This is a genomic window from Mesorhizobium sp. M0293 (assembly GCF_040321735.1).
Lineage (GTDB): Bacteria > Pseudomonadota > Alphaproteobacteria > Rhizobiales > Rhizobiaceae > Mesorhizobium.
The window spans coordinates 1-23,846 of the sequence record NZ_JAMYSA010000092.1 but is presented as its reverse complement, the minus strand read 5'-3'; the positions used below and the strand labels follow the sequence as shown (position 1 = coordinate 23,846).

At 64.3% G+C, this 23,846-nt stretch carries 22 protein-coding genes; 16 read left to right on the top strand and 6 right to left on the bottom strand.

The window, feature by feature from the left end; translation table 11 throughout:
* Window positions 1–141 precede the first annotated feature (141 nt).
* From NKJ06_RS26635 to NKJ06_RS26615, 5 genes are all read left to right on the top strand, one after another.
* Window positions 142–1,845 (top strand): ABC transporter permease, encoded by a 1,704-nt coding sequence (locus NKJ06_RS26635; protein WP_352635773.1) that lies wholly within the window; start codon window positions 142–144, stop codon window positions 1,843–1,845.
* Window positions 1,833–2,912, top strand: a complete 1,080-nt coding sequence (locus NKJ06_RS26630; RefSeq protein ID WP_352635771.1) for an ABC transporter ATP-binding protein — start codon at window positions 1,833–1,835, stop codon at window positions 2,910–2,912. The genes NKJ06_RS26635 and NKJ06_RS26630 overlap by 13 nt, the downstream gene beginning before the upstream one ends.
* Entirely contained in the window at window positions 2,912–4,078 is a 1,167-nt protein-coding gene (locus NKJ06_RS26625) for an MBL fold metallo-hydrolase (protein WP_352635775.1), read from the top strand. Before NKJ06_RS26630 ends, NKJ06_RS26625 begins: the two co-directional genes overlap by 1 nt.
* Window positions 4,075–4,833 (top strand): 5'/3'-nucleotidase SurE, encoded by a 759-nt coding sequence (locus NKJ06_RS26620; protein ID WP_352635769.1) that lies wholly within the window; start codon window positions 4,075–4,077, stop codon window positions 4,831–4,833. Before NKJ06_RS26625 ends, NKJ06_RS26620 begins: the two co-directional genes overlap by 4 nt.
* Window positions 4,834–4,992: 159 nt before the next feature.
* The gene (locus tag NKJ06_RS26615; protein ID WP_352635767.1) at window positions 4,993–6,162 is read left to right on the top strand and encodes a DUF930 domain-containing protein; all 1,170 of its coding nucleotides are present in this window, start codon (window positions 4,993–4,995) and stop codon (window positions 6,160–6,162) included.
* Here the strand turns inward: NKJ06_RS26615 and NKJ06_RS26610 are convergent.
* Together NKJ06_RS26610 and NKJ06_RS26605 are read right to left on the bottom strand one after the other, a co-directional pair.
* On the bottom strand, window positions 6,159–6,833 hold the full coding sequence (locus tag NKJ06_RS26610; protein WP_352635765.1) for an HAD family hydrolase: 675 nt from the start codon (window positions 6,831–6,833) through the stop codon (window positions 6,159–6,161). The two genes, NKJ06_RS26615 and NKJ06_RS26610, sit on opposite strands and share 4 nt — an antisense overlap.
* 91 nt (window positions 6,834–6,924) lie before the next feature.
* Complete coding sequence (locus NKJ06_RS26605) at window positions 6,925–7,566, bottom strand: hypothetical protein (RefSeq protein WP_352635764.1); 642 nt, start codon at window positions 7,564–7,566, stop codon at window positions 6,925–6,927.
* Between the two features lie 196 nt (window positions 7,567–7,762).
* Between NKJ06_RS26605 and NKJ06_RS26600 the strand changes: the two genes are divergently transcribed.
* From NKJ06_RS26600 to ptsP, 5 genes are all read left to right on the top strand, one after another.
* A complete protein-coding gene (locus NKJ06_RS26600) occupies window positions 7,763–8,200 on the top strand; it encodes a transcriptional regulator GutM (RefSeq protein WP_352635762.1) in 438 nt (145 codons plus the stop codon).
* Between the two features lie 60 nt (window positions 8,201–8,260).
* On the top strand, window positions 8,261–9,022 hold the full coding sequence (srlA, locus tag NKJ06_RS26595) for a PTS glucitol/sorbitol transporter subunit IIC (protein WP_013529328.1): 762 nt from the start codon (window positions 8,261–8,263) through the stop codon (window positions 9,020–9,022).
* 16 nt (window positions 9,023–9,038) lie between these two features.
* Window positions 9,039–10,043: a PTS glucitol/sorbitol transporter subunit IIB gene (srlE, locus tag NKJ06_RS26590; protein WP_352635760.1), complete on the top strand. Its 1,005-nt coding sequence runs from the start codon at window positions 9,039–9,041 to the stop codon at window positions 10,041–10,043.
* Between the two features lie 110 nt (window positions 10,044–10,153).
* Window positions 10,154–10,534 (top strand): PTS glucitol/sorbitol transporter subunit IIA, encoded by a 381-nt coding sequence (locus NKJ06_RS26585; protein ID WP_352635758.1) that lies wholly within the window; start codon window positions 10,154–10,156, stop codon window positions 10,532–10,534.
* 56 nt (window positions 10,535–10,590) lie between these two features.
* Entirely contained in the window at window positions 10,591–12,576 is a 1,986-nt protein-coding gene (gene ptsP / locus NKJ06_RS26580; protein ID WP_352635756.1) for a phosphoenolpyruvate--protein phosphotransferase, read from the top strand.
* Between the two features lie 15 nt (window positions 12,577–12,591).
* On the opposite strand, the gene NKJ06_RS26575 is transcribed toward ptsP, so the two are convergent.
* Window positions 12,592–13,392: a hypothetical protein gene (locus tag NKJ06_RS26575; protein WP_352635754.1), complete on the bottom strand. Its 801-nt coding sequence runs from the start codon at window positions 13,390–13,392 to the stop codon at window positions 12,592–12,594.
* 158 nt (window positions 13,393–13,550) lie between these two features.
* On the opposite strand from NKJ06_RS26575, the gene NKJ06_RS26570 reads away from it, so the two are divergent.
* Window positions 13,551–14,561 carry a sugar-binding transcriptional regulator gene (locus tag NKJ06_RS26570; RefSeq protein WP_352635753.1) on the top strand — a complete coding sequence of 337 codons (1,011 nt, stop codon included), beginning with the start codon at window positions 13,551–13,553 and terminating at the stop codon, window positions 14,559–14,561.
* Here the strand turns inward: NKJ06_RS26570 and NKJ06_RS26565 are convergent.
* The 3 genes from NKJ06_RS26565 to NKJ06_RS26555 form a co-directional block, all read right to left on the bottom strand.
* A complete protein-coding gene (locus NKJ06_RS26565) occupies window positions 14,548–15,399 on the bottom strand; it encodes a TIGR01459 family HAD-type hydrolase (RefSeq protein WP_352635751.1) in 852 nt (283 codons plus the stop codon). The two genes, NKJ06_RS26570 and NKJ06_RS26565, sit on opposite strands and share 14 nt — an antisense overlap.
* Window positions 15,396–16,670 (bottom strand): FGGY-family carbohydrate kinase, encoded by a 1,275-nt coding sequence (locus NKJ06_RS26560; RefSeq protein ID WP_352635750.1) that lies wholly within the window; start codon window positions 16,668–16,670, stop codon window positions 15,396–15,398. The genes NKJ06_RS26565 and NKJ06_RS26560 overlap by 4 nt, the downstream gene beginning before the upstream one ends.
* A gap of 77 nt (window positions 16,671–16,747) precedes the next feature.
* Window positions 16,748–17,791: a class II aldolase/adducin family protein gene (locus NKJ06_RS26555; protein WP_352635749.1), complete on the bottom strand. Its 1,044-nt coding sequence runs from the start codon at window positions 17,789–17,791 to the stop codon at window positions 16,748–16,750.
* Window positions 17,792–17,983: 192 nt separating this feature from the next.
* On the opposite strand from NKJ06_RS26555, the gene NKJ06_RS26550 reads away from it, so the two are divergent.
* The 5 genes from NKJ06_RS26550 (at window position 17,984) to NKJ06_RS26530 (ending at window position 23,693) form a co-directional block, all read left to right on the top strand.
* Window positions 17,984–18,766 (top strand): DeoR/GlpR family DNA-binding transcription regulator, encoded by a 783-nt coding sequence (locus tag NKJ06_RS26550; protein WP_352635747.1) that lies wholly within the window; start codon window positions 17,984–17,986, stop codon window positions 18,764–18,766.
* Window positions 18,763–20,142 carry an FGGY-family carbohydrate kinase gene (locus NKJ06_RS26545; RefSeq protein WP_352635745.1) on the top strand — a complete coding sequence of 460 codons (1,380 nt, stop codon included), beginning with the start codon at window positions 18,763–18,765 and terminating at the stop codon, window positions 20,140–20,142. The genes NKJ06_RS26550 and NKJ06_RS26545 overlap by 4 nt, the downstream gene beginning before the upstream one ends.
* Window positions 20,139–21,683 (top strand): sugar ABC transporter ATP-binding protein, encoded by a 1,545-nt coding sequence (locus tag NKJ06_RS26540; RefSeq protein WP_352635743.1) that lies wholly within the window; start codon window positions 20,139–20,141, stop codon window positions 21,681–21,683. Before NKJ06_RS26545 ends, NKJ06_RS26540 begins: the two co-directional genes overlap by 4 nt.
* Window positions 21,680–22,678 carry an ABC transporter permease subunit gene (locus NKJ06_RS26535; protein WP_352635741.1) on the top strand — a complete coding sequence of 333 codons (999 nt, stop codon included), beginning with the start codon at window positions 21,680–21,682 and terminating at the stop codon, window positions 22,676–22,678. Before NKJ06_RS26540 ends, NKJ06_RS26535 begins: the two co-directional genes overlap by 4 nt.
* Before the next feature lie 76 nt (window positions 22,679–22,754).
* Window positions 22,755–23,693, top strand: coding sequence for an ABC transporter substrate-binding protein (locus NKJ06_RS26530; RefSeq protein WP_352635740.1), 939 nt, complete (start codon window positions 22,755–22,757; stop codon window positions 23,691–23,693).
* The last annotated feature ends 153 nt before the right edge of the window (window positions 23,694–23,846 follow it).

Here is a 23,846-nt window from a genome sequence, read left to right as displayed (position 1 = left end):
CACCCTTCCCCCGCCCCTGCCTGGCTCTCTCAACGCCACCCCCCCCCCCCCCCCCCCCCCCCCCCCCCCCCCCCCCGCCCCCCCCCCCCCCCCCGCGCGAAACCCGAGCGCATCGGCTGATCGATCCCAGGAAAAGCAATCATGTCAACACGGATCAGGGAAAGCCGGGGCCAGGAAATGGTCCTGACGGCGGCGGTGGCCGTCGTCATCGTCCTGCTCTCCCTGCTGCCGATGCTGCGTCTCATCAAGGAGATCGTGGCACCAGGCGGCACGCTGTCGGCCGCAGCGATCAAGGCCGGGCTTGCCAGTCCCGCGACCTGGATCGCGACATGGCACACGCTGGTCGTCGGCGTCAGCGGCACCCTGCTTGCGGTGCTCTCGGGAACGCTGGTCGCCGTCCTCATCACGCTGACCGACATACGCGGCCGCAGCGCCCTGGTGCTCTGCTATGTCATGCCGTTGATGATCGCGCCGCAGGTGACGGCGCTGGCCTGGCTGCAATTGTTCGGCCCGGCAAGCCCGTTCCTCAAACTGTTCGGCGCGGCACCGCCGCTCGGCACCAAAAACCCGCTCTATTCCACATCGGGCATCATCCTGCTGCTCGGCGTGCAGTATGGGCCGCTGGTCTTCCTGCTGGTGCGGGCGGGCCTGCGCAAGCTGCCGCGCGAACTGGTCGAGGCGGCGCGGGCGGGCGGCGCCGGCTGGTTCACCGTGCTGGTCACCATCGTGCTGCCACTGATGACGCCGTCGATCATGGCGGCCGCGGCACTCGCCTTCGTCTCCTGCGTCGGCAATTTCGGTATTCCGGCCTTCCTCGGCATTCCCGCCAACTACCTCGTCCTGCCGACGCTCATCTATCAGAAGCTGGCCGGCGGCGGCCCGGCGGTGCTGGGCGAAACCGCATTCCTGTCGGTGCTGATCGGTATCATCGCCATGGCGGGTATTCTTGCCCAGGAGGTCATGAGCCGTCGCCGTGATTATCGCATCAGCTCCACATCGCTGGCGGCGGAGCCCTATGAACTCGGCCGCTGGCGGCCGGCCGTCCAGGCCGGCATGTGGCTGCTGATCGTGGCGGTGCTGTTCCTGCCGCTGTTCGGGCTAGTGCTGACGTCGCTGGTGCCGGGCTACGGCATCGCGCTTACCGCCAAGACGGCAACCTTCGACAATTATCGCTTCGTGCTGTTCGAGCATGATGCGGCCAGCCGCGCCTTCTTCAACAGCTTCTGGCTGTCGATTGCCGCCGCCTTCTTCGCGGTCCTGGTCGCCGTGCCGATCGGCTATTTGATCGCCTGGGGCAAACAGCGCTGGGTGCGGCTGCTCAATTTGTCGATCGAACTGCCCTACGCCCTGCCCGGTGTGGTGCTGGCGATCGCCTCGTTGCTCCTGTTCCTGCGGCCGATCCCGCTGACCGGCATCCATCTCTACAACACCGTCTGGATCATCCTCTATGCCTACCTCGCCCGCTTCCTGGTGCTGGCGTTGCGGCCAACCATCAGCGGTTATCACCAGATCGACCGGGCGCTGGAGGAGGCAGCGCAAGTGGCGGGCGCCGGGCTGTTCACACGCATGCGTACGATCATCTTTCCCTTGGTAGCGCCGGCGGCGATCGCCGGCGGCCTGCTGATCTTCATGACGGCGCTGAGCGAACTCACCGTGTCGGCGCTGCTGTGGTCTTCGGGCTCGGAAACGATCGGCGTCGTCATGTTTTCCTTCGAGCAGGGCGGCGATTCCAACTACGCGGCGGCGATGTCGGTCATCACGGTGGCGGTCACCTTCGTGCTGATGCTGGTGACCAATCTGCTTGCCCCCTACCTTCCGACCGGAGTGCTGCCATGGCGCGATTGAGCCTGGACAATGTGACCAAGAGCTTCGCCAATTTCGACGCCGTCAAGGACGTGTCGATCGATGTTGGTGACGGCGAGTTCCTGGCGGTGCTCGGCCCCTCCGGCTGCGGCAAGACGACGTTGCTGCGGCTGGTGGCCGGATTCGAGAAGGTGACCTCAGGCGAGATCCGCATCGGCAGCGAGGTCGTGTCGGGCAAGGGCGGCAGTGTCGCGCCGGAGAAGCGGCGCGTCGGCATCGTCTTCCAGAACTATGCGCTCTGGCCGCACATGACGGTGGCCGAGAACATCGGCTATTCGCTGAAGGTTGCGAAGCTCGACAAGGTGGTCGCGCGCAAGAAGGTCGAAGACGCGCTGGCGCTGGTCAATCTGCAGGGGCTGGGCGAGCGCCGGCCGGCCAATCTCTCCGGGGGCCAGCGCCAGCGCGTGGCCCTTGCACGCTGCCTTGTCGCCGCGCCCTCGCTGGTGCTGTTCGATGAGCCGCTCGCCAATCTGGACGTCCATCTGAGGGCCTCGATGGAGGACGAGTTCTCGTCCTTCCACAAGCGCACCGGCACGACCATCGTCTACATCACCCACGATCAGGCCGAGGCGATGGCGCTGGCCGACAGGATCGCGGTGATGGACGGCGGGCGCCTCGCCCAGTTGGCGACGCCGCGCGAGCTTTATCATGAGCCGGCAAATGAAATGGTGGCGTCCTTCATTTCGCAAGGCATTTTGCTGCCCGTCGAAGTGCTGAGCGCGGAGCTGGCAGGCCACTGCAAGGTCCGGGTTCTCGGCGCTGAACTGGTTGTGCGCTGCCGGCCTGGCGAGCGGCCGAGGGCCGGGGCAAAGATCTGCTGCCGGTCAGCCGATCTCGACGTGTCGCCAGACGGCCCAGGCTTCAATGGTCTGGTCAAGCGGGTAATCTACCAGGGCGGCGCGGCACGCATCGAATTCACGCCTTCGACCGACCCCAGCCTCACCCTGCATTTCGAACAGCCCGACCCAGTCATGCTGGAGAGCGGAGCCCAGGCGCGTCTGCGGATACGATCCGGCTGGCTGATCCCGGCAGCGGGGGCGGCATCGTGATGATGCTCGACCTGCTCGGCGGCTTCGGCGAAAAAGGCCGCACCAGTCTTGCTGTCAGCAGCGGCAACGATCGCATCCTGCTCGACGTCGGCATCAAGGTCGGCGCCTCCGGAGCGGAATATTATCCGGCACTGAACGGGTTGGTCGCCGACATCGATGCGCTGTTCGTCTCGCATGCGCATGAGGATCATGTCGGTGCACTGAGCTGGCTGTTGTCGCGCGGCTATGCCGGCCCGATTTTCATGACGGCCGAGACCCGCGACGAGGCTCCGGCGACACTTGCCGGTTATGCTGATCCCGAGGATTTCAGGCAGTTCCCCTTTCCGAAGGACCGCATCGAATTGTTCGAACCGGGGGATACGCTGGAGAGCGGCAATCTCTCCATCCGGACCGGACGGTCGGGGCATGTCGTGGGCGGCGTCTGGTTTGCCGTCGACGATGGCGAGAGCCGCGTTGCCTATTCCGCCGACGTGGTGCCGGACAGCAACGTGTTCGTCATGGACACGATCCCACACTGCGACCTGCTTGTCCTCGATGCGTCCTATGGCGCCGATCCGGTGCCAGGGGCGGCACGGGCCCAAGCCATTTCGGACTGGATCGCGAAGCATCCGCAAGGGTGCCTCTTGCCGACACCGCTTTCGGGGCGGTCGCTGGAGCTGATCGCGGCCTTGCCGGGACCGTTTGCCATCCACGCCGGCATGCGTTCGTCCCTGGAAGCGCAGATCGGCGCCACGGCAGCCTTGTTGCCGGGTGTTTCAGAGTTTCTGCGACGCCGCTTGCGGGAAGCAGCCGACTGGACCGATGCCGATCCCCTGCCGTCAATGCCGTTGCTTGCTGATGACGGCATGGGTGAGGCCGGCCCATCGTCACGGCTGCTGCCGCGCGCGAGCGAGACCGGGCTTCCAGTACTGCTCACCGGGCATCTGCCTTCAGGTTCACCAGGCGATCTGTTGCACAAAGCCGGCCGGGCGGACTGGGTGCGCATGCCCACTCATCCGACGCTGTCAGGCAATGTCGATATCTGGGAGAGGGCCGGGCGTCCTGCGGCGCTCGGTCACTCCTGCGCCGCCGAACTTCTCGGCGATCTCAAAATCCATATCCCATCGCTGCGCACACAATACCGCACCGGCCAGCGCATCACGGTTCCGGAGGCCAGAAGACGATGAGAATTCTGATCTGCAACGACGACGGCATCGAAGCGCCGGGGCTTGCCCGTCTCGTCAAGGCCGCAAGCGCGTTGAGCGACGATGTCTGGGTGGTCGCGCCCGACGGCAAGCGCACCGCCGCCGGTTCGTCCTTGACGATCGCCAGGCCCTTGACGATGCGGCGCACAAAGCCAGGCTGGCATTCCTGTTCCGGCACGCCGGCCGATTGCGTGGTGAGCGCGATGACGTGGCTGTTTGCCGATGCGCGGAGACCGGACCTGGTGCTGGCGGGCGTCAATGACGGCCGCAACGTCGCCGAAGACCTCGCCTATTCCGGCACACTTGGCATTGCGCGCGAGGCGACCTTCTGGGGCGTGCCGGCCATTGGCTTTTCGCGTGTGAAGAATCCTGATTTCACCGATGCCGACGACCAGTGGCTGGGTGAGCTTATCGCCTCGTTGTGGCAATCGCGCGCCGACTGGGCGACGGAGGGGCATTGGTTAAGCGTCAACCTGCCGACCGCGCTGCCGGCCGGAATCCGCCAGCCGCGCATTGGCCGCGACAAGATCGCCCGCAAGGCCGAGATCGTGGAGAGCGATGGTGATCGCACCGTCATCACTGTCCCGCGCGGGCGGGCTCATGCGAGTGAGCCGGGCGACGAGAACGAGGTGATCGATGCCGGCCTCGTCAGCATCAACCGGCTGAACTGGTTTGGCGAAACCCGGCTGGATGACCGGTTTCTGGATGGGATTCAGCGCCATCGGCAAAGCTACTAGCTGATTTCAGGTCTGGATCGTCGAGTTGCTTGAGCCGCGCCAGCATTTTGGTGACGCACGGCCCGTGCGAGCGCAGATCACCAAGCTGTCACCGGTCAAATTGCGTCAATCCCGTGCTTATGCTTGAAGCCGCCTTTATTTCATTCCACATCGGGCGCAATGAACGGCAAGATACGAGAATGGTTTCGCAATTGGCGATGGGCCTTAGCCGCATCGCTGATCCTGCATGCCTTGATCTCAGCGTTCTTGTTCTTTGGCCTGCCGAGATCCGAGCAGCAGCCGGATCAGCAGGAGCAGCCCGTCAATGTCGCGATCGTGCCGCCGCCCGAGAAGCCTAAGCCGCAACCTACTCCAAAGCCACCGGAGCCGACACCTGAAAAGAAGGCTGAAAAGCCGCCTGAACAAAAGCCGCCTCTGGAACCGCCGAAACCGCCAGACGACCAGATTCTGAAGCGCGTTTTCCAATACGGCCAGAAAGATACCGGGCCCGAGAAATCGCTCGACGGAAGCAGCGCTAAACCCAACACGCCGTCGCCGGCCAAGGATGAGGCGGCGAAGCCGCCTGAAGCACCGACGCCCGCGCCGACCCAGCCCGCCTCGGCTGCAACGCCACAACAGAATGCAGAGCCCAGCAAGCCCGATGAGAAGCCGGCCACCGTTGCGCCGGACGCCAAACCTGCGCAAAACGAGGAGAAGCAGGAGACCGAGGACACTGACAAACAGCAGCCGGACAATCAAAGGCTCGCACCGCAACCCGCCGAAAAGCAAGCGGTCGTGACGCCAAAGCCATTGGCGGCTGAGACCGCTGGTAAGCCGGCGCCCCCGGCCTCAACTGGAAAGGCAAAGCCCAAACCTGCCAAGACAATGGCGTTTAAACCCGCAAGAGCCTTCAAAGCGCCGATCGGGAATGCTGGAAGGTCAAATCCCACCAACAACGACGTTGCAGGATCGCCGATCTATTCCGGCCTCCCGGGCGTCAGAAAGCTTTACTCGCAGGGGGCAACCGGCAACGCGTTCGCCACAAGCTCCATGGATAATGTGCCGCGCGGTCAGCGCGTGGCCACCCTTTGCGGCAATGTTCTGAGCCGGGAACTGCAAAGTGCCGACTATCCGGTCAAATGGGTGCCAACCATTACGCTGGACAAAGGCAATGTTCTCAATCCTACTCAGGCCGCCTTCAGCACCAGAAATACCTGGTATAATCTAAACTTCCGGTGTGAGGTCGATCCCGATGCGACGAGGGTCCTATCCTTCAACTACCGTGTGGGATCATTAGTCCCTCCTGGCGAATGGGCCAGCCGTGGATTCACTAAGTATCCGCTAAATTAGGCCGGCACGCCGAGTCCGGCCAATTGCCGGCTAACTTCTTGCCAATCGCCGCAGACGAAATTGGCGCCCGCCGCCGTCAGTCGCGCGCAGTGCTCGGCATAAGTGTGACCGCCACCGGTATAGCCGATCGCCGTCATGCCGGCCGCGACCGCACCCTGGATGCCGAATGGCGAATCCTCGATGACGATGCAATCAGCCGGGTTGGCGCCCATCTTGTCGGCGGCGAAGAGGAAGATGTCCGGTGCGGGCTTGCCGTTCTTGACCATCGAGGAGCTGTAGATCGCATCGCCGAAAAACATTGCCAACCCGGCAACGGCAAGGCTGTGGTTTATGCGCTCGACGGAGGATGAAGAGGCGACACAGCGGTCGCCGGCAAGCGCCCGCAGAAATGCGGTGATCCCGGGTGTCGGCTTCAACTCCTCGGAAAACAGCACTTTGGTCTCGGCCCAGATGTCGCCGTCGGACGCTGCCGGAAACTGGTGCCCGGTCAATTCCCTGATCTTGGCGATGATGTCGGACTGCTTCATGCCGATGCACTGGGCGATGATGCCGGTGTTTACGCCGGGCATGCCGTGCTTTTCATAGACGCGCTCGTAGGCCCGTGCGGCCAGCGGCTCGCTGTCGACGAGAACGCCGTCGCAATCGAAAATGATAGGCCTTGATCGCGCCACGCGCTTTCCTTTCGAGTCAATTTCGCACATCGCTATCGGCAAAAAGTCAAATGTTCAATAGCGCGGGTGTTTTGGGCCACAAGCCGGCAGTTCAAAGCTGGCGCAGCGCATCGCTCGCACGGGAAGTCCCGAGCGCCCGTTGCATGGCTTGCCGGGACTGTGCGCGATCCGGCGTGATCCAGTTCGGTTCGGCGCCGAGGAAGCGATCGAGGAAGGCCACCGCATAGGCCGGCATCTCGGTCACGTTCTCGCGATAGGACCACCAGGTGCGCAGATCGTCGGCGCATTTGTCGATGCTCGGCGCTGTGCCGAATTCCTGCTCGTGGATCGCCGAAATCACCGAGACGCAGTAGTTGGTGTAAAGGAACCCTTCCGGCCAGAAGCGGACGATTTCCAGCGTGCCGGCATTCGTTTCCGTCTCGATCAGCTGGGTGAGGCCGGAGATTTCCTTGGCCGGCGCCTGCTTTATCAGTTCGCGCAGCACGAGGCCGGCGGCAAAGACGATGAAGTCGGCGCGGTCGATCGCGGCGAAGCGCTTCTGCGCCTCCATGATTTCGACCCAGTCGAGAAAGGCCCTGGTGAGCTTGGCCTCGTCGATCTCGAAGCGCACGCCGAACGTGTCCGAGACCACCTTGGCGCTGCCGCGGAAGGTAGCGCGGAACCAGCGCAATTGCCGCAACCGATGGCGAAGGTCGGGCATCAGGGCCAGTTCGTCCCTAAAGGGCAGATCCATATTCCGCGTATCCTGTTTCCCGGTCAGGGTAGCACAACGGCGCCGTCGCCGAAATCGGTTGACGGCCCCTGTGGATGACAATGGTCGATGCCAATATCATACATATTGACATTCTTGGAAACAAATGTTCTCACTTTGCTGTTGTCACGCGTCGGTCCAAGGTGCGGTTCAACTGAGGCTTCGGGAGGAGAACCGAATGGCGATTTGGCAGTGGGGACTGCTTCTGCTGGTTATTGTGTGGGCGCTGCAATCGCTCGGCGTCTGGCTGCAGATGCGACACTATTCGGACGTCTTCAGGGGCGTCACCGACCAATACAAGGATGGCTTCGTCGGAGCCGGCAATTTTCGCGGTCGATTGGCCAAGGGCACTATCGCGCTCGTCGTGGTGACACCCGATCTGGTCGTGCGCCGCCTGATGGTGATGAGCGGCCGTTCCGTGTTCACCAAGTTCAAAAGACATGAAGAGTTCGAGGGCGTTCCCCTCGATCGACTCCGGTCCAACCCTGTAATCATGGGGGAGGGGGAACCCGGTGTGGCCGAGGCCGTGAAACGGGCGATCGAACAGATCGACAAAACACGGTCGGAGCCGGGAAAGAAGCCGGGCCTGTCCGGTTTGAACGTAGCAAGGGCCTAGAGGACGAGAGGACGCCGCGCACCGACTGGGATCAACCGGCGGGCGGCATAAGGAGGAGAGATGTCTGTATTTTCGTTGTTGGCGCAGCATGCCGATATGGCCGTGCACAATCTGCATGTCGCAGGTGCCATGGTCTCGGATGCTGCATTGCATGGCAAGCTCGCCGTCGAGCATGCCTCTGACCATCTCGTTGTCCTTGCGCAAGCGGACAGCGGACCGATCACTGTCGATCAGTTCAAGGAAAAGCTGAAGGACGTCCAGCAGGAAGAGCAGCTCGGCTGGCTGACCGCCATCGGCAAGTACTTCATCGGCATCTTCCAGAAGGGCGGCGAGGTGTTCGCCGGCTTCGTCACCGGCATCATTCCGACGCTGGTGGTGCTGATGACGGCCTTCTACGCCGTCACCGAACTGGTCGGTGAAGAGCGTGTGCATGGCCTGGCGCGCGGCGCCGGCCGGATCGCGCTGACCCGCTACACGCTGTTGCCGCTGCTGGCGGTGTTCTTCCTCACCAATCCGATGGCCTACACGTTCGGATCGTTCCTGGAAGAGAAGCACAAGCCGGCCTTCTATGACGCGGCCGTGTCCTATGTGCACCCGCCGCTCGGCCTGTTCCCGCACATCAATCCCGGTGAATATTTCGTCTGGGGCGGCATTCTCGTCGCGCTGCTGGAGCTGGAGAAGAAGGGCGTCGTCGTCGCCGGTTACCACGTCAAGGTGGCGATCTGGTACGCCATCGTCGGCCTCGTCGTCATCCTGCTCAAGGGCATGCTGACCGAACGCATCACCGCCATCATGGCGCGCCGCCAGGGCGTCGAGCTGTAAGGGCGGGGAGGACATCATGGACAAGATATACAAAGCCGTACAGATCTCCCAGGGCAAGACCGGCTGGGGCGGCCCACTGGTCATCGAGCCGACCGCGCAGCGAAGCAAGGTTGTTTCGGTGACTGGCGGTGGCATTCACCCGGTGGCGCAGCTCATCGCCGACATGACCGGTGCCGAAGCCGTCGACGGCTTCAGGGCGCCGCCGATCGAAAGCGAGATGGCGGTGGTCGTCGTCGATTGCGGCGGCACCGCACGATGCGGCGTCTATCCGCGCAAGCGCATCCCGACCGTCAACCTGACGCCGGTCGGTCAATCCGGGCCGCTGGCCCAGTTCATCACCGAGGACATCTACGTTTCGGGCGTAAAGCCGGCCAACATCAAAATGGCGGACGGATCCGAAACGGTCACCACTGCAGGGGGAGCAGCAGCGATGGGTTCGAGCAATAGCAATGCCACTGCGGTACCACAGCCGTTGCCAAGCGAGGGTGGGCTGATCGGCCTCATCAGCTCGATAGGCCGCGTCATGGGGCGTATCGTCGGTATCTTCTTCAATGCCGGGCGCCGCACCATCGATCAGGTCATCCGCAACGTGCTGCCGTTCATGGCCTTCGTGACCATGCTCATCGGTCTGATCCTGTACACCGGCATCGGCGATGTGCTGGCACAGCCGATGGGGCCGCTGGCCAACAACATCGTCGGCCTGCTGATCATCTCGGCGATCTGCGGCTTGCCGTTCCTGTCGCCCATCCTCGGGCCGGGCGCTGTCATCGCGCAGGTCATCGGCGTTGCCATTATCGGCCCGCAGATCGCCAACGGCACGATTTCGCCGGCGATGGCACTGCCGGCGCTGTTTGCCTACAATACCCAGGTGGGCTGCGACTTCGTCCCCGTTGGTCTGGCGCTCGGTGAAGCCAAACCGAAGACGATCGAAATCGGTGTTCCGGCGGTGCTGATCAGCCGCCAGATCATGGGACCGGTCTCGGTGCTGATCGCCTGGATCGTCAGCCTGGTCGTGTTCTGAAGCAATTCCAGGAAAAAAGTGTGAAACGGTTTTCCGTCCGGAATTGCGTCAAAACAAAGAGATAGAGCGGTTCACCGCTCTAGGGATTATTGGAAAATGAGGTTCGCCATATGACGGTTCTTTTGAGAACACGGGTCACTGCCATCGGACCCGAAGTGGCGGACCTCGCCGAAGCGGGCGTGGTCATCCTGTTTGCGGATGGCTCGCCGCCGGAGCTTGCAGAGGTTTCGGTGCTCCATCAGACCGAGCAGGGACCGAGTGACGGAGCGCCCGCCAAGGGCGCTTCGATCACCCTCGGCCCGGTTTCAGCTGTTATAACCGCGGTCGGCTCCAGCGCATGGAGCAAGGTGCTCGAAATGGGCCATGTCGTCATCTCGTTCAACGGCGCCGACGAGGCCGAGAGGCCGGGCGAGATCTGCGCATCGCCAGTCGATACGCAAGCGCTCGTGGCCGCCCTGAAGACGGGCGCGATCATCACCATCGCCGCCTGACAGCATTCGCGTCGCGTTCTATGTTGGGAGCGGCGCCCAAAACCAGAGTATTTGCCATGGAACGCTCGACCATTGTCAGAGTGCATGAAGGTTTGCACGCCCGTCCCGCGACGCGGTTCGTCAAGCTCGCCAAGGGTTTCGAATCCGATGTCGAGCTGGTCAAGGATGGCAAGGCGGTCAGTGCCAAGAGTTCGGTCAAGCTGATGCTGCTGGCGGTCAAGGAGAACCAGGAAGTCACCGTGCGGGCGAACGGTGCCGACGCGATCGAGGCGATCGAGGCGTTGATCGGTTATCTCGAGAATCCCAAGGCGGGCCTGGATGATGAAGCCGAGTCGCAGAGCCCGGCGAATGCGGCCGGGCAGGACATGGCACCCGCGTCAGTGCCAGAATCCGAGTCGGCGGCACCTGGTCGAGCAAACGGCCTGCGCGGTGTAGCCGCAAGCGAAGGCTTCGCCATCGGCCCGGCCTTTGCGCATTTCCCGCCTGATATCGCGGGGCAGGGCCGCATGTTGCAAGCCGAGGAGATCGCCGGTGAGATCGACAGGTTCCGCGCTGCTGTCGCCGCCGTCCAGGCGCGCATGGACGATGCGTTGGCGCAGGACAGCCTGTCGGCCGGAGACCGCGGCATCGTCGCCGCGCTCCGTGACATCGCCGCCGACGACAGCCTGACCGGCGAGGCCGAGGGACTGATCAAGGGCGGCAACGATGCGGTCTCGGCCGTCATTACCGCGGCCTCCACCATCGCCGCCGATTTCAGCGCCGTCGATGATCACTATCTGAACGCGCGTGCGGATGACGTTCACGCAGTCGGCCGGCAGATCTGCCTGGTGCTGCTTGGACAAGACGATGTCACCCTCGAAAACATCCCCGAGGGCGCCATCCTGATTGCCGACGACATCGGCGCCTGGGATCTCGCGCGTGCGCCGCTGAAGCGCATCGGCGGCGTGGTCTGCGGCCATGGCGGCGCGACCTCGCACATCGCCATCATTGCCCGCTCGCACGGTATTCCGGCGGTGCTCGGCCTCGGCGACCAGGTCAACGCCCTGCGCACCGCGCGAGAAGTCGCGCTCGACGGCAACGCCGGCCATGTGATCATCGATCCCGACGAGGCGACCCGCGCCGACTTCGCCGGCCGCGTCGAAGCGGCGGCGAAGGAGCGCGCCGGGCTGACCGTCTTCAAGACGGTGACGCCGAAGCTCGCCGACGGCAGGATCATCGAGGTTGCGGCCAATATCGGCTCGCTTGAGGAAATCGAGGCAGCACTAGAGGCTGGCGCCATGGGCGTCGGCCTGTTCCGTACCGAGCTTCTGTTCATGCGCCATATGCATCTGCCGTCGGAAGACATGCAGGCGGAAACCTATGCGGCGCTGGCCAAGGCTTTTGCGCCGTACCCTGTCATCGTGCGCACGCTCGACATCGGTGGCGACAAGCCGATCGCCGGCATCGAATTTCCCGATGAGGAAAACCCGTTCCTCGGCTGGCGCGGTATCCGCATGTGCCTCGACCGGCCCGATATCTTCAAGCGTCAGCTGCGGGCGCTGCTGCGGGCGGCCGTGCATGGCAACATCAAGGTGATGCTGCCGATGATCTCCGACATATCAGAGGTCAGGCAGACGCGGGTTCTGGTCGAGGAATGTGCCGCCGAACTGAAAGCCGAAAGGGTGCCGCATGCGACGTTCGATCTCGGCGTGATGATCGAGACCCCCGCCGCCGTGCTGATCGCCCCGGCTTTAGCCAAGGAGGTGGCTTTCTTCTCGATCGGCACCAATGATCTCACCCAGTATATCATGGCCGCCGACCGGCTGAACCCGACAGTGGCAAAGCTCAACGACGTCACCAATCCGGCCGTCATGTCGGCGATCGAAATGACGGCCAAAGCCGGCGTCGCCGCCGGCATCATGGTCGGCATGTGCGGCGAGGCCGCCGGCCGTCCCGACCTTATTGCGACGTTCGTGAAGATGGGGCTGACCGAGCTTTCGATGAGTCCTGCCTCGATCCAGCGCGCCAAGAAGACGATTATGGCGATGGCGGCGGAAGGCTAGCCGAAGTCTCGACAATTACGGCAAATGGGCAAGCAAGGTGGCGAAAACCGGTGTCAGCTCAGCGATCGGGCTCGCCTTGGCGCAGGCCTGAACGATGCGGTCGTGACGGATATCGGCTGCCAGGATCGCGATCTCCAGCATATCCGGTTCCGGCGAACCGTCCCTGCCGGTGGTTGCCAGGCCGCAGGCCAAGGCGAGCGGCGCCAGGCAGCTTATGTCGAGCGCTTGGCCGCCCACCGCCGGCGTTTCCGGCGCGGTCTCGGCAAAGCGAACGGGACGCTGGTTGAGGCACTCGACCAGCAACGCCGAACAAATGGCCGCGATCGCCTGCAGTCCGGCGTCAGGCGCGGCCAATGCAGCCAAAAGGTCGCCATGCCGCTTGCGCATCGTGACATGGACGGCCGCAAAATCGGCTTCGTGGATGCGGGCATTGTCGATTTTCAGACCGGCAAGCACCGCCTTGGTCAAATAATACATATCGCGCCGGAACAGGCGCTCCGCGCTCAGCTGGCGATCCTCGTTGCCGACCGGGAAATAGGTGCCGAGGCCCTTTACCGTCGTGCCGTCCACCTTTATCGGGCGCTCATGCGGGACGAAGGATTCAGCGATCGACAGCGCTTCGTCGACGGCACTCGCGGCGTGGCTGAGCAGGCCCTCGATGCCCTTGCCCGGAAAGGGCGGCAGATGGCTGGTTGCTTCGCGCAGGACACTGGCGTCGCCGCTGCCGTCATGGCGGCTCTGGCGGATCGCGTCGCGAACTTCCCGCAGCCGGTCCTTCAGGTTGACGCGGACATCTTCGGAGATTTGTCGGAGCATCGCGGATTGCCTCGAAATTGCTGCGGATGGCCGCCAACAGGGGGTGGCCATCACCTCTACATTGTTCCTATCGATTGGTAGATCAATAGGCGATACTAGACCAGCATGCAGAATCGGCGACGGCGCGCTCGTCCATCGCCGCAGGGGGAGACACAGGCGTGGGCAGGCGACGACAGGGCGAAAGCGAAAACGGCCGGGGCGAGGCAACCGAGCAGGTCGCCAGCGAAAGCCGGACGGATCGCCTGAGGATTCGCGCCGCCTGGATGTATTTCGTCGAGCAGATGACGCAGAATGAAATCGCCGATGTGCTCGGCGTCGGCCGCGTCACCATCGTGCGCATGCTGGCGGACGCCCGCGCGCGCAACGAGGTCAAGATCAGCATCGAGAGCGAATTGTCGGAAATCGTGCGGCTTGAACGCGCGCTGGAAAAGACTTTCGGGCTGCAGCAGGCGCTGGTGGCGCCGCTTTCCACGCCCGACGCCGATCCGTTACCGGCAATCAGCGCCAAGACCGGCAGTTTCGTGTCAGATACGATGAAATCCGGCATGCGTGTCGGCGTCGGCTGGGGCCGAACGCTGTTTTCGAGCCTGCCCTTCATCAGCGCCAAGTCGCTCACCGACTTCAAGGTCATTTCGCTGCTTGGCGGCGTCGGCGTCGTGCGGCGCTACAACCCGGCGGAGTTCGCCTGGCGCTTCGCCCAAATCTTCCAGGGCGACGGCTATCTGATCCCGACGCCGGCCGTCGTCGACAGCGTCGAGACCAAGATCGCGCTGGTCGAGCGCTGCGGCCTGCAGGAGGTTTTTGAGATGGCCAACGTGCTTGATGCCGTTCTGCTGAGCGTCGGCGGCATCGCCTCGGCCACCACCTTTTCACGCGGCGGCTTTCTTAAGGAAGCGGATCGGGAGGCCCTGCTTGCGCGTGGCGCCGTTGGCGACCTTCTGTTCCATTTCTTCGACCGCAATGGCGATCTGGTCGACCATCCCGTCAACAGCCACGTGATGTCGGTGGATGTCGATCGCCTGCGCAAGGCGCCGATCCGCATCCTCACCTCCGGCGGTGCGGAGAAGACCGAGGCGCTGCTCGGCGCCATGACCCTCATCGCGCCGACGATCCTGATCACCGACGAGGAGAGCGCTCGGCGCATGCTGGAAGCGGTCAGCGGAAGCTGAAGCTATCCGTGATGTAGTCCGGCCAGGCCTGCTGTTCATCGAAAACGGCAGCGAGATCTGATGTGTCCGCCAATATCCCACTCAAAACTAGCGCCGTGGCGATGCCAGCGCTGTTTCCTCCTGATATGTCGTGCTCGACGCTGTCGCCGACGCAGACCACGCCATGGCGCTCCGGCTCGCCGGCCAGCGCCAGTGCAGCGTCGAAAATCGCCTTGTAGGGCTTGCCGATGCGGATGACGTTGCCGCCAAGGCTTTCGTAGAGATCGGCGATCTCGCCGGCGCCGTAGCGGGGTCCGACCGCCGTCAGCATGATCCTGTCGGGATTGGTGCAGAAGCACGGCACCCGCCGCGCCGCTGCCGGGGCAAGCAGCCGGCGATAGTGATCGAGGTCGTAGCGGTCGCCCTCGCTGGCCGAGATCAGCACCAGTTCGGCGTTGTCGCCTGTCCCGGTCAGCACAAAAGGCAGGCCCTCGATCGCCGAACGGTCGTCGTCGCGGCTGATCAGCAGGCATTTTGTCCCCGGGCGCAGCTTTCCCGATTCCGCCATGTCATTGAAGGATCGCCACGCTACCTCGCCGGAAGAGACGAAATGGTCCCAGCTTCCCGGTTCAAAGCCGAGTTTCATGAGCCGGCTTTCATTGGGTTGGGCCCGCTTGCCGGAATTGGAAATCAGCACCACGGTCTTGCCGGCGCGCTTCAGTGCCGACAGGGCCGCCACCGCGTCCGGATAGGGCCGTGTTCCGTCATGCAGCACGCCGAACTGGTCGAGCAGGAACACGTCGTAACGTTCCGCCAGCGGCCCGATGCCCTCGAGACGTTCTACGTTTTTCGTCCTCATAGGAACTCCGCCTCGCTTGCACCCTGCAGCGCCAGCCGCGCCGTGCCGGCGGCGGCCTCGTCGGAAAGCGCGGGCAGAAAGTCGACGCCGAGCTGGCGCTGCCGGATCGCCGTCCAGGTCGGGTTTGCCGCGCCGCCTCCGACGCTCCTGACCGACGTCAGTGCGGGCGCACCAAGTTCGGCAAGCCGGTCATAGCCAAGCGCTTCGATCGCGGCGATGCCCTCGAACATCGCCTTGAGATAGCCGGCATCGTCCGCTGGCCGGGGTGTGAGGCGTGGCGGCAGCGCGGGATCGGCGATCGGGAAGCGTTCGCCAGCGGTGCTGAGCGGGTAGTAGTCAAGGCCTGTCTCGGTCGTGGGGTCGATTGCCGCGCTGAGTTCGATGATGCGCGCGAGCGGAAAATGCTGCGCCAGCACCTTGCCGCCGGAATTCGACGCCCCGCCGGCCAGCCAGGTGTTGCCAAGCCGATGGCTGTAGATGCCGAAGCGCGGCGCCGAGATCGGCCGGTCGGACAGGATCTTGATGGTCAGTGAGGACCCCAGCGCGGTGACGCCGTCGCCGATGGCCGCGGCACCGGTGGCCAGGAACGAGGCGCAGCCGTCCGTCGTTCCGGCGACAACGACCACATCGCGCGGCAAGCCGAACTGCTCCGCGGCGGCAGCGGTGAGAGCGCCGGTGACCTCGCCCGGTTCGACGACGCGCGGCAGCAACTCCATGCGCATCCCGGCCGCCGCGATCCAGTCCGGCCAGCGCCGGGCCTCGACGTCATAGCCTGTCTTCAGCGCATTGTTCTCGTCGCTGATATCGAAGCGACCGGAGAAATTTCCGGCGATCCAATCGGCCTGGTGCAACATCTTCGCGACGCCGGACAGGCGCTGAAACTGGAGTGCCTTGGCAAGCCCTGATGTTGGGCCGTGCGCAGCACTTGCAGCCGGCGCCGCGCAGGCGATTGCGGCCAGGATGTCGTCGTCGGCGACCTTGTCGTTGTACATCAGCGGTTCGGCCAGAGGTCGCCCGGCGGCGTCGACCGGCAGCAGCGTGCCCGACGTGCCGTCGACGGCGATGGCGCCGACCGCTGCACGGTCGATGCCGGAAAGCAGTTCGATCAGCGCCGCCTCGACCGCTTGCCACCATGCCGCCGGGTCGCGGCCATCACTACTGAATCTGTCGAGCGGAACAGCCGAATGCCCGGCAATGGAGAAATCTGGGCGCATGGCCACGGCGCGCGCACCTGACGTGCCGATGTCGATGCCGATGGCAAGTGGCATCATGGCATCTGTCCTTTGCTCTATGTTCGTTTGAGCATGATCTTTTCCGAAAACCGGTATCCACTTTTCGGGATCATGTTCTAGCCGCCGGCCGCGTTGAGCTTCTGGCGATACTGTTCGGCGTCCCAGTTGACCAGCTCGTCATTCTCGGCGGCGGTGAGATAGTTCAGCCGCGCCGCAATGTCTATGCGCGCCGTCACGTCGGCGAGGCAGCGTTGCATGGCGTCGGCGCCAGCACTGGCATCGCCGCGCATCAGTACGCCAGCGCCGGGAAACAGGATCGCCGCCGGCGCCGTAGCCAGCCGTGCGATAGTATCAGCCACAGTCTCGCCGGGTCCGGCGACGACGGAGCCTTGGCCGAGGAAAATGACGTGGTCCGGATAAAGGCTACCGGCCTCCGCCATGCGACGGCTCTCCGGGTCGAGCGCAACCGCATGTGCTTCGACATCGGCCGGCAATCTGTAGCCACTGTCGCCGCCAAGCACCGCCAAGGTGGCAAGGTCGGGCGCGGCGGTCGCGCGCGCCGGCCGGGCCAGCAGGGACCTGACGCGATGCAGCAGAAGCTCCGCCCCCACGACGGTTTCGGCGGCGACGACCAGCCCGTGATTGGCAAGGATCAGCACGTCGACATCAGGCCGCAGTTTTTCGGCAATGCCGCGGGCAAGTGGCAGGCCCGGCCGGAAATAGGGCACATAGGCCCATTCGATGCCATCGAGCCGCCTGGCAACCTCGGCCTCGCCATCGGTCTGCACGGCAAGCGAGATGGTGTCGACGCAGTGGACATGCAGAACGACGCGCTGCGGCATCAGGGCGTGCACCGTGGTCTCGATCGACGGACGCAAGCCGCGCGGATTGAGCGCCGCAATGGTGAAGCCCTGCGGCTGGTCGGCGGCGCGGTCGCGCTGTTCGACGGCCCTGAGCAGCGGCGTCATCGCCACCGGCACCATGATGTCGTCGGTGAGCGCATCCTTCAGCCAGGTGCCGGAGGCCTTGATCCACAACGTGTCGCCGGCTTTCAGCGAGGTGTTGCCGCCTGCCGCCTGGGTCAGATGCGGGCTCTGCCCGATGCTGGCCGAAAGCGCCCGCAAGGCGGCTAGTTCCTGCGCGTCAGCTTGGGTTGCCATGGCGCTTTTCCTCCAACGGCTCGGCCGTGTCCTGCGCGAAATCCCGTTGCCGGGATCGAACTGGCGCTGATATCGCAGATGCGAGTGATCTACGTCAATAGTGATCTACTATCATCAAAACCCGCTTGCAATCTGGCTAATGTTGAGTAAGTTGCGCCAATTGCCATGGAAAAGGGCACTCGGGAGGAAAGAGTGAGCGACTCCGGCCGTCAGCGTCAGATCGTCGAACTGCTGCGGGATCGCCCGTTCGCCTCGGTGCGCGAGCTTCAAGAACGGCTCGGCGTTTCCGCCGCGACGGTCAGGCGCGACATCGACAGGATCGACGAAGCCGGCGAAGCTCGGAAGGTCTACGGCGGCATCTCGGCGCTTGACGGGGCTTCCCAGGCGGGCGTCGCCTATGCCAGGCCCTATGACGAGAACCGCGACCTTGCGGTCGAGGCCAAGCGGCAGATCGCAGCTCTCGCGGCGACCATGGTGCGCAACGGCGACGCGGTCATCGTGCATGGCGGCTCGACCTGCTTCCATCTCGGGGTCAAGCTCGCCGAGCGCAGCATTCGGCTCTATACCAATTCGATGCCGCTGGCGGCCTATTTGAGCGACCACGGCCACTGCAGCCTGACCGTTGCCGGCGGCGAACTGCACCGTGAGCCGGGCATCATCCATTCACCGACCCAGGCCGTGCCCTTCTACGCGTCGAAGTTCTTTCTCGGCGCGCAAGGCATTGGCCAGGAAGGCGTGCTGGAATCGCATCCGCTGCTGGTGCGCTCCATCGTCGACCTCAGCCTCTGCGCCGACCAGATCGTGGTGCTGGCCGACAGCCGCAAACTGTCGATCCATGCGCGCAATGTCGCGCTGCCGCTTTCCCGCATCGGGACGCTGGTCACCGACGACGGTCTCTCCGACACCGATGCGCGCATGCTCGAGGACGCCGGCGTCATGGTGCGGATAGCCTCATCCTCGGGAGCCATCCAGTGAAGGTGGCCGTCCTCGATTTCGGCAAGACCAATTCGAAGCTGTTCGTCTTCGGTCAGGACGGGCGTATTCTCGACGAGCGCCGGACACAACCGAAATGGGTGCGCCAAGGCGGCTTCAGCGTGCTCGACGAGGCAGCGCTCCACGATTGGGCGCTCAATGCCGTTGCCGATGCGGCCGACAGCCATGGCGTCGAGGGGCTGATGATGTCGGGCCATGGCTGCACCTTCGCCTTGATCGACGAGGCGGCGCTGACGCACCCGATCCTTGATTACGAGCAAGAACCGCCGGCCGAGATTGCCGCGCGGATCGATCGTTGCATTCCGGACTTTGCCGAAACCTTCTCGCCGCGACTGCCGCTCGGCTTCAACTACGGTCGCCACATGCTGTGGCTGCAGGAGGTCGATCCCGGCGCGTTCGCTGCGGCGAAATCGATCCTCGGCTATCCGCAATACTGGAGCTGGCGCCTTGGCGGGCGAGCGGTCTCGGAAGTGTCCTATCTCGGCTGCCACTCGCATATGTGGGCGCCGCGCAGCCAAGACTTTTCCTCGCTGGTCGACGCCCAGGGCTGGCGTGACCGAATGCCTTCTTTTGAGCGCGCCGGCGCCGTGATCGGCGAACGGCACCTCGGAGGTTTGGCGCGGCCAGTCGCCATCCACAATGGCGTCCATGACTCGAATGCGGCGCTGCATGCCTATCGCCGGCAGGAGCTCGGCCCGGTCACAGTCGTTTCGACCGGCACATGGGTCGTCGTGCTCAACCCGGACTGCCCGCTCGATGCGCTCGACCAGGATCGCGACATGCTGGTCAATGTCGATGTCGATGGCGGCCCCGTGCCGACCATCCGCTTCATGGGCGGTCGCGAATTCGCGACCATAAGCGCTGGCTGGCAAGGCGCGATCGGCCTGTCCTCGATACAGAGGGTGATCGACGCCAGTGTCATGGCATTGCCGAGCTTCGCGCCCGGCGGACCTATGCCCGACCGTGCGGGCCGGCTGGTCGGGCGTACGCCCGATGCCGAGGAGCGGGCCGCCGTGGCGCTGCTCTACGTGGCGCTGATGGTCGATCTGTCGCTCGACCTGATCCATTCGCAGAACACCGTGATCGTCGATGGCGGACTGAACAGTGGCGGCCTGCTCGCCAGCCTGCTGGCGCAGCTGCGTCCCGGCCAGTCCTTCCTGCAGGGCGCCACACTGGAAGGCAGCGCCACGGGTGCCGCGGCGCTCGCCTTCGAGAGTGTCGGGCGGGAATTTGCCGCCGAAGTTCCGGAGCCGGTGCGTGCGTCGCGTTTCACCGGATTGGCCTTCTATCGCGATGATTGGCGTGCCTTCGCCATCGACCGGGGGATCGCTGGTGCGACGGCGGGAGGCGCACGATGAGCGCGGCCGCCAAGGTCGAGACGGCGCGCCAGCCGGTGCTGGAAATGCGACACATCTCCAAGACGTTCGGCGCCATCCGCGCCTTGCAGGATGTCTCGCTCAGCGTTCATGCCGGCGAGTTGCACGCCTTGATGGGCGAAAACGGCGCCGGCAAGTCGACATTGATGAAGGTGCTTTCAGGCGCCTATCGGCCGGATGTCGGTGGCGAGATCCTGATCGACGGCATGCACGCCGCGACCGGCGATCCGATCAAGGCACGCGCCAGTGGCGTCGCGGTGATCTATCAGGAGCTGTCGCTGGCGCCCAATCTGACCGTGGCGCAGAATATCTTCCTCGGCAACGAGCCGCGCCGCTTCGGCATCGTCGATCGCGACCAATGCACCCGGCGCGCCAGGGAGATCATCGCGCGTCTCGGCGTCTCCTTCTCGGCCCGCGACATGGTCTCCAGCCTGTCGCTCGGCGAGCGCCAGCTGGTCGAGATCGCCCGCGCGCTGTCGACCAATGCGCGCATCATCGTCATGGACGAGCCGACGACGTCGCTGACCTCGCGCGAGACCGACCGGCTGTTCGAGGTCATTGCGACGCTGAAATCGCAAGGCATCGCCATCATCTACATCAGCCACCGCATGGAAGAGGTCTACCAGCTCGCCGACCGCGTCAGCGTGCTGCGCGACAGCGGTTATGTCGGCACGCTGGAGCGCGCCGATCTCAGCGCCTCGCGCCTGGTGTCGATGATGGTCGGCCGCGATCTGTCGGCCTTCTACAAGAAGGACCATCGGCCGCCGGATGCAAAGCGCGCGGTGGCGCTCTCGGTGCGCGGCATGTCCGACGGTCGTCTCCTGAAGAACTGCTCGTTCGACCTGCACAAGGGCGAGGTGCTGGCTTTGGCGGGTCTGGTCGGCTCCGGCCGCACCGAGCTTGCACGGCTGATCTTTGGCGCCGACAGGCGCACATCCGGCACGCTGGAACTCGATGGCAAGCCTGTAACCATCGGCTCGCCGCGTGAGGCGCTCGATGCCGGCATTGCCTATCTGACCGAGGACCGCAAGGAACTCGGCCTGTTCCTCGACATGTCGATCTCCGACAACATAAGCATGGGTGTGCTGGCAAGGGATTCGCGCGCCGGCGGCCTGCGCGACTTCGCGGCCGCCGAGAGGCGCGCTTCCAAGGCTGTTGCCGATCTCTCCATCCGCACCAGGTCGGTACAGGCTAATGCCGGCTCGCTGTCGGGCGGCAACCAGCAAAAGGTGCTGCTCGCCCGCCTGCTCGAAACCGAGCCGAAGGTCGTCATCCTCGACGAGCCGACCCGCGGCGTCGACGTCGGGGCGAAGTCGGAAATCTACCGGCTGATCGACAATCTCGCCAAGCAGGGCATCGCCATCCTGATGATCTCCAGCGAACTGCCGGAAGTGATCGGCGTCGCCGACCGCGTGCTGGTGATGCGCGACGGCACGATATCGGGCGAGGTGGCGGCATCCGAAGGCCATCCGCTCAGCCAGGAGAAAATCATGGAACTTGCAACGGGAGCGGCTCAGCAATGACCGACAAGGCGACCGAGATCAGCGCGGGCGGCCAGGCCACCGGCACGAGCCGGCGGTTGCGCACCGCAATCGCTGCCCTTGGCATGCTGCCGGTGCTGATCCTGCTGGCGGCCGGCTTCCAGTTCATGAACCCGCGCTTCCTGACCGAGACCAATTTGCTGATCGTCACCCAGCAATCGTCGATCAACATCGTGCTGGCGGCCGGCATGACCTTTGTCATTCTAACCGGCGGCATCGACCTGTCCGTCGGCGCCATCCTTGCCGCCTCGGCGATGGTGGCGGTGATCGTATCGCTGGTGCCCGATTGGGGCCTGCTCGGCGTGCCGGCGGCCATTCTGGTCGGCCTCGGCTTCGGCGTCATCAACGGGTTGCTCATCGCCTACATCAAGCTGCCGCCCTTCATCGTCACGCTGGGTTCGCTGACCGCTGTGCGCGGCGTCGCCCGCCTGCTCGGCCAGGACACGACGGTGTTCAATTCAGACCTGCCGTTTGACTTCATCGGCAACGGTTCGCTGTTCGGCATTCCCTGGCTGGTCATCATCGCGCTATCGGTCGTCGTGCTGTCCTGGCTGGTGCTCAAGCGCACCGTGCTCGGCACCTGGATCTATGCTGTCGGCGGCAATGCAGAAGCGGCGCGGCTGACCGGCATCAAGGTGCCGCTGGTGCTGCTTTTCGTCTACGGCGTTTCCGGCCTGCTGGCCGGTCTTGGCGGCGCCATGTCGGCGGCCCGTCTCTACGCCGCCAACGGCTTGCAACTGGGCCAGTCCTACGAACTCGACGCCATTGCCGCGGTCATTCTCGGCGGCACCAGCTTCGTCGGCGGCGTCGGCTCGATCTGGGGCACGCTGATCGGCGGCCTGATCATCGCCGTGCTCTCCAATGGGCTCATCTTGGCCGGCGTTTCGGACATCTGGCAGTACATCATCAAGGGATTGGTCATCATCGTGGCGGTCGCCCTCGACCGCTACAGGCTCCAGGCAGGAGCAAGAACGTGATTGACCTTAGTCGCCGGCGTCAACGACCGGTTTGTGTAACGCACCGTGAGAGGCGCGGGGCAATCGGAGGAAAGCAATGAAGACCATCGCCAAACTGCTCTGCGGCGTCGCACTCGCGTCGCTCGCCATCGCGCCTGCTTCGGCCAAGGACCTCAACAAGGTCGGGATCTCGGTCGGCCTGCTCGGCAACCCCTTCTTCGTCGCCACTATCAAGGGCATCGAGGACGCGGCCAAGAAGATCAACCCGAAGGTGGAGGTGACATCGGTGTCGGCCGACTATGACCTCAACAAGCAGGTCTCGCAGGTCGATTCATTCATCGCCGCCGGCGTCGACGTGATCATGCTCAATGCGGTCGACGCCAAGGCGATCGCGCCGGCGGTGAAGAAGGCGCAGGCGGCGGGCATCGTCGTTGCCGCCTTCGACGTTTCGGCGCCAGGCGCCGACGTCACGGTGATGACAAACAACGTCAAGGCGGGCGAAGAGGCGTGCCAGTACCTGGTCGACCATACGGGCGGCAAGGGCGATTACGTCATCCTCAACGGGCCGGCATCGTCGTCTATCCTGGAGCGGGTAAAGGGCTGCAAGAACGTGCTGGCGCAGCATCCCGACATCAAGATCCTCTCCGACGACCAAAATGCCGAAGGCTCGCGCGACGGCGGCCTGAAGGTATTCCAGTCGCTGCTCACCCGCTTCGACAAGATCGATGCGGTGTTTGCCATCAACGACCCGACGGCGATCGGCGCCCAGCTTGCGGCCAAGCAGCTCAACCGCTCGGAGTTCCTCTTCACCGCCGTCGACGGCGCGCCCGATATCGAGAAGGAACTCTCCTCCGGCACCTCGATGATCAAGGCGTCGGCCTCGCAGGACCCCTATGTGATGGCCGGCCAGTCGCTGACGATGGCGGCTGAACTGCTGGCCGGCAAGAAGCCAGCGGAGCCGACCGTGCTGCTTGACCCGAAGCTGATCACGGCTGAGAACCTGAAGGACTACAAGGGCTGGACCGCGGCCCGCTAAACGTCCCTCAGCAGCGTGGGGGGGGGGGGGGGGGGGGGCCCGCGCGGGGCGGGGCGGGGGGCGGGGGCGCGGGGGGCGGGGGCGGCGAGCGCCGCGCGGGATGGGGGGGGATGTGTTGGTGGGTGATGATTTTGAGGAAGAGAAAAGCGCCGC

Excerpts from the sequence above, each read along its gene's own strand:
- NKJ06_RS26625 (WP_352635775.1), top strand. The coding sequence starts at position 2,912 with ATGATGCTCGACCTGCTCGGCGGCTTCGGCGAAAAAGGCCGCACCAGT.
- NKJ06_RS26560 (WP_352635750.1), bottom strand. The coding sequence starts at position 16,670 with ATGATGCCACTTGCCATCGGCATCGACATCGGCACGTCAGGTGCGCGC.
- NKJ06_RS26630 (WP_352635771.1), top strand. The coding sequence starts at position 1,833 with ATGGCGCGATTGAGCCTGGACAATGTGACCAAGAGCTTCGCCAATTTC.
- NKJ06_RS26565 (WP_352635751.1), bottom strand. The coding sequence starts at position 15,399 with ATGAGGACGAAAAACGTAGAACGTCTCGAGGGCATCGGGCCGCTGGCG.
- ptsP (WP_352635756.1), top strand. The coding sequence starts at position 10,591 with ATGGAACGCTCGACCATTGTCAGAGTGCATGAAGGTTTGCACGCCCGT.
- NKJ06_RS26615 (WP_352635767.1), top strand. The coding sequence starts at position 4,993 with ATGAACGGCAAGATACGAGAATGGTTTCGCAATTGGCGATGGGCCTTA.
- NKJ06_RS26540 (WP_352635743.1), top strand. The coding sequence starts at position 20,139 with ATGAGCGCGGCCGCCAAGGTCGAGACGGCGCGCCAGCCGGTGCTGGAA.
- srlA (WP_013529328.1), top strand. The coding sequence starts at position 8,261 with ATGTCTGTATTTTCGTTGTTGGCGCAGCATGCCGATATGGCCGTGCAC.
- NKJ06_RS26585 (WP_352635758.1), top strand. The coding sequence starts at position 10,154 with ATGACGGTTCTTTTGAGAACACGGGTCACTGCCATCGGACCCGAAGTG.
- NKJ06_RS26530 (WP_352635740.1), top strand. The coding sequence starts at position 22,755 with ATGAAGACCATCGCCAAACTGCTCTGCGGCGTCGCACTCGCGTCGCTC.
- NKJ06_RS26605 (WP_352635764.1), bottom strand. The coding sequence starts at position 7,566 with ATGGATCTGCCCTTTAGGGACGAACTGGCCCTGATGCCCGACCTTCGC.
- NKJ06_RS26600 (WP_352635762.1), top strand. The coding sequence starts at position 7,763 with ATGGCGATTTGGCAGTGGGGACTGCTTCTGCTGGTTATTGTGTGGGCG.
- NKJ06_RS26635 (WP_352635773.1), top strand. The coding sequence starts at position 142 with ATGTCAACACGGATCAGGGAAAGCCGGGGCCAGGAAATGGTCCTGACG.
- srlE (WP_352635760.1), top strand. The coding sequence starts at position 9,039 with ATGGACAAGATATACAAAGCCGTACAGATCTCCCAGGGCAAGACCGGC.
- NKJ06_RS26535 (WP_352635741.1), top strand. The coding sequence starts at position 21,680 with ATGACCGACAAGGCGACCGAGATCAGCGCGGGCGGCCAGGCCACCGGC.
- NKJ06_RS26555 (WP_352635749.1), bottom strand. The coding sequence starts at position 17,791 with ATGGCAACCCAAGCTGACGCGCAGGAACTAGCCGCCTTGCGGGCGCTT.
- NKJ06_RS26575 (WP_352635754.1), bottom strand. The coding sequence starts at position 13,392 with ATGCTCCGACAAATCTCCGAAGATGTCCGCGTCAACCTGAAGGACCGG.
- NKJ06_RS26620 (WP_352635769.1), top strand. The coding sequence starts at position 4,075 with ATGAGAATTCTGATCTGCAACGACGACGGCATCGAAGCGCCGGGGCTT.